The sequence below is a fragment of the uncultured Anaerococcus sp. genome (genome assembly GCF_937934665.1).
Lineage (GTDB): Bacteria > Bacillota > Clostridia > Tissierellales > Peptoniphilaceae > Anaerococcus.
This window is the reverse complement of the sequence record NZ_CALGYW010000021.1, coordinates 1-4,575: the sequence shown is the minus strand read 5'-3', so window position 1 is coordinate 4,575 and position 4,575 is coordinate 1. Positions and strand designations below refer to the sequence as shown.

The following is a 4,575-nucleotide window of genomic DNA, read 5'->3' as shown; positions in this document are numbered from 1 at the left end:
TCTTCATCTTCGTCTTCATCATCGATATCATCTTCGACTTCTTCTTCCTGGTCAAGCTCTGTTTCAGATTTTTCAACAATTTCTATCCCAGAGCTTATAATTTTGGAAAGGATTAATTTTTGACTTTCCTTATCCATGTCTTTAAAATCATCAAAATTAAAAATTTGACTGTAAGTGATGAGTCCATCCTGGTTTTCACTTATGGACGCAAACTCTTCGACAATTTCTTTTAGAACATCATCTTCGAGCAATTTATTATCATCGCTGTTCATTATCTCTCCCCTTACTATTCATAGGCCTTTTTCTGAGATTCTTTCTCTTCTCAAGCCTTTCATACAGGCTAATCTTATCTTTTAGTTCACTGACTAAAATAGGATTTTTATCATCCATCACATAATTTAGCATATACTTATAATCCTCATCAGCCTTATCAAACTTACTAGCTTCCTTATTTATAAGAAAATCTCTAAAGTTTATAGCCTTAGGATTAGTTAAATACTTATCAAAAAATTCAGCATTTTCTTGATAATCATTAGTCTGGCTAAAAATAAGCCTTAATATTTCTAATTCATGAGCCTTTATATCTGTCTTCTTTTCTTCGACAACTATTTTGGGCTCAGCAAATTTTTTATTTATAATTTTCTCTTTATGGTGTTTGTTATTATACTTTGAAATAGCACCTTTTAAAGTTTGTTTATCTATATCAAATAAGTTTGAAACTTTATTTATAAAGATTTCCCTGGTTAAATCTTGCTTAATTGAAGATAGAAATCCTATAAACTGGTTAAGTTTTTCAAATTTTTCATTCTCATTCGCTTCAGAATATCCATCCAGGATTTTTTCATAGAGATAGTTATACTCGTCATTAGCTTCACCCATCTTTTTTTCAAAGGCCTCTTTGCCATATTTCTTAACAAAGTCATCGGGATCAAGGCCTTCTCCAAGCTCAATAATATTCACCCCAATTTCTGCTTCTTTAAAAATTTCAATTGCTCTCTTTGTCGCCTTTATACCCGCAGAATCTGAGTCGTAACATATATAAATGTTATCAGCATATCTTTTAGCAAGCTTAGCTTGTTCAACTGTAAAAGCTGTCCCAAGACTTGCGACTGCTATATCTATACCCTTATTATTTAGGGCAATAACATCCATATAACCTTCTACTAGGATTAAATCACGTCTGGATTGTTTTTTAAAATTATTTAGACCATAAAGGTTAAATCTTTTCTTAAAAACTTCTGATTCTGGCGAATTTAAGTACTTAGGCATGGTATCATCTATAGCTCTACCACCGAAGCCAATAACCCTTCCGTAGGTATCTATTATAGGAAATATCAGTCTATTTCTGTACTTATCATAAAAATTTCCATTTTTAGACTTGGCAATAAGCCCTAATTCTAGTAGGTCTTCTTCTTTTATGTCCTTGGATTTAGCATATAGAAGTAGGTCGTCCCAACTATTTTTAGCAAAACCTAGCATAAAGGTGTTTACTATATTGCTCCTTAGTCCTCTTCTAAGAAGATAGTCCTGGGGTGCCTTATTTGTAAGAAGGTTTTTATAAAAGTACATCATTATTTCTTTATTTATATCATAAAGTCTTTTTTTCTTCTCACTTACACCTGGATTTTCGTCAAAAACTAAGTTAATTCCAGCCTTATGGGCCAAATATTTTAAACCTTCAGGATAGGATAATCCCTCTTTTTGCATTATAAAAGAAACAACATCGCCACCTGCTCCGCACCCGAAACAGTGGAATAATTGTTTCTTCCTATCTACCGTAAAAGATGGGGTCTTCTCATTATGAAATGGACATAGTCCCTTAAAAGATGATCCTGCCTTCTTAAGGTCAACATATTCACCTATTATATCTACTATGTCAGAACTTGCTTTTATTTGATTTACCATGTCATCTGATATTAATCTCATCTTCTCACCTAGTAAAATTATACTTTTCTTGCAATTTTAATCAATCTAAGACTTAGTTTTGCTGACATTTGTAAGTTTTTTACTAAAATTACCAATAAAGTATAATTTTTATTTAATTTTTTTGAAAATATTTTTAGATTAAGCCTTATTATCCTTAAATTTTTTCATAATATATAGTATAATATATGTATAAATTTATAAGTCAGATGACAATTATGTAACAGCAAATATAGAAGGTTATTATGGAGAAAAATAACAATCAAATTATAGAAGAAGAAAATAATCTCAACCACTTAGAAGTAAAAATATTAGAAGTACAAAAAAATTCTTATGATGAAAAAATCTCAAGTAGGATTCAGTTTCATCCTTTCACCTATTTTTATTACTTAAAAGAAGGCTTTGGCAGACTTGCTATAGAAAGTGAATCTATACAAGTAAATGCAGGTGATCTAATAATTATAAATTCAAATATTGGTCATACTTTTTATTTGGATGAGAGCATTACTAATGTTAAAATTTTAGGCTTTGGTATAGAAAGTCTGTCAATAGCTGGCCTTGTGGACGATGAAGCTAAGGATATCAACTATTTTCATATAGATAACAGGGATAGAACTTTAACATTCGAAGACTACTTCGAAGATATTTATAGGGAGTATGAAGGTGATGACATCTTTGCCAAAAGCCTTGCAAATGCTATTGCTTCTACCCTAGTTATAAATCTATTAAGAAAATACAGGAAGTTTATAACAATCAAGCATGACAAAAAAGTCAACAGGCAAATTGATTATATAAAATCTTATATCGATACAAATTATAGTGACGATATAAAGTTAGAAGACTTATCTCAAATGGCCTATATGAACAAATTCCACCTTATTTCAGAATTCAAACAATCCTATAGGATAACTCCTATCGAGTATTTGATTTTAAAGAGAGTTGAGGTTTCTAAAAATCTACTAATCTTAACCAACCATACTATGGAAGAAATTTCTGCCATGGTTGGCTTTAATTCTCAATCCTACTTTAACCAGGTCTTTAAGAAAAAAGCCGGTCAAACTCCTTCACAATTTAGGAGAAAACATAGGTTATAAACTAGAAAACTAAATATGATTTGATAAAAAATTTAAACTTAAAACAGAGTTGGTATTAATACTTGCTCTGTTTTTTTGAACTAAAAAACAGGGTCACCCCTGTCTTTTAGTAATCAACACCTTCTGAATAAGTGCTTGTAGCATTCCATATTAAATATTCTCTCTGACCTGACTCATAAATGGCATCTACTTGAGCCTGAACTGCATCTGCATCATACTCCATCCAATTTCCCTCTCCAATCCAAGATGCTGTAAAATCTTGTATCCAAGGTCTTGATTGTGGAGTGTGATCTAAATTTTTAAACACTTCCTGTTCTTCTTTTAGATACCTTTTGACAAGTTCATATGGTTCAAGGTCAGGTTTTTCTATATCAAAGGAATAAGGTCCCCAGTGGGATGGGTAAATCATTGAGCACATAATATCAGCTTCATTAGACATTTCAGAAAAATCTTGGCCTATACCACTTGCCCTACCTGCTTGGAGAGCGTAGCCAAAAACATCTACCGCCACTGGTAAGCCATAGGCTGAGATCGATTCACGAGCCCTTCTTACAAAACCAGTTATAGCTTCTACCCTCTTGTCGCCCTCATCCATAGCCTTATTTTCAAACTCGCCTCTTGAGTATTGGAGGCTATCTCCAAAGGTCTCAAATCCTTCCGCAAACCTTACGTAGTCGTATTGGATTTCATCAAAACCTGCTTCAGCCGCAAGTTCTCCTATCTCTATGTTATAGTCTTGAACTTCCCTTAAGAAAGGATTCATAAAGACTTCTTCACGTCCATTCGCCCAAAGACTTCCGTCTTCTTTAGTAAATCCCCATTCTGGGTGGATTTTGGTAATAACAGAGTCTTTAAAAGTTGTAATCCTGCCTATAACATAAATTCCCCTTGAGTGTAGGTCGTCTATAAGGCTTTTAGCGTCAATTAACTTAGTATTGGCATATTGTATATCTTCATTATCTGTATCAAAATTAACAGTTATATTTCCCCAGTCATCCTTAACGTCTATTACTACAGAATTTAGGTTAGATTCTTCTATCAAGCCTATAATCCTTCCGTATACTTCTAGGTTATTTATAGAACCTGAGTTAAAATATAAGCCTCTAACACCATCTTTAGGATAATATTTACTCTTCTTATCCTCTAAGGTTAAAAGCCTTGATGTATCATAATCCATATTATAGTCATCAGGGGTAACTCCTATCTCATAAGGCTCCCCTATTTTACTCTTCTTAGGTTTTTTTTCTTTTGATATTTCTTTTTCTATATTTTCACTGCTTTCAATAGCTTCTCTTAATTTATCATTTTCAGCGATTTTTTCTTTTTTACCGCAACCGGTTACAATAAAAATAAGAGCTAAAAAGAAAGCAAGTATAGTTTTTTTCTTAATCATAGTTTCTCCTAAACAAAAAAGCGAGCCAGGCCCGCTTTTTTCTTTATTATTTTTTAATATTAATCTAAATCCTCTCGAAGAAGCTTCGCTCCTTCTCGGAAAGTTTCTAAACTAGGCCTTGCTTCGTCTCAGAAATGACGGATTTCATCCGTCACCCATAGAAGG

3 protein-coding genes and 1 pseudogene are annotated in these 4,575 nt (G+C 32.6%); 1 reads left to right on the top strand and 3 read right to left on the bottom strand.

Going from position 1 to position 4,575, the window contains the following annotated elements; translation table 11 throughout:
• Positions 1 to 272, bottom strand: a pseudogene (locus Q0410_RS00950) (RNA polymerase sigma factor RpoD); the annotation flags it as partial.
• The gene (dnaG, locus tag Q0410_RS00945) at positions 259 to 1,926 is read right to left on the bottom strand and encodes a DNA primase (protein ID WP_299031833.1); all 1,668 of its coding nucleotides are present in this window, start codon (positions 1,924 to 1,926) and stop codon (positions 259 to 261) included. The gene dnaG and the pseudogene Q0410_RS00950, both read right to left, overlap by 14 nt.
• Before the next feature lie 242 nt (positions 1,927 to 2,168).
• On the opposite strand from dnaG, the gene Q0410_RS00940 reads away from it, so the two are divergent.
• Entirely contained in the window at positions 2,169 to 3,017 is an 849-nt protein-coding gene (locus tag Q0410_RS00940) for an AraC family transcriptional regulator (protein ID WP_299031830.1), read from the top strand.
• A gap of 106 nt (positions 3,018 to 3,123) precedes the next feature.
• Here the strand turns inward: Q0410_RS00940 and Q0410_RS00935 are convergent, their stop codons facing one another.
• Positions 3,124 to 4,410, bottom strand: coding sequence for a putative glycoside hydrolase (locus tag Q0410_RS00935; RefSeq protein ID WP_299031827.1), 1,287 nt, complete (start codon positions 4,408 to 4,410; stop codon positions 3,124 to 3,126).
• Between the last annotated feature and the right edge of the window lie 165 nt (positions 4,411 to 4,575).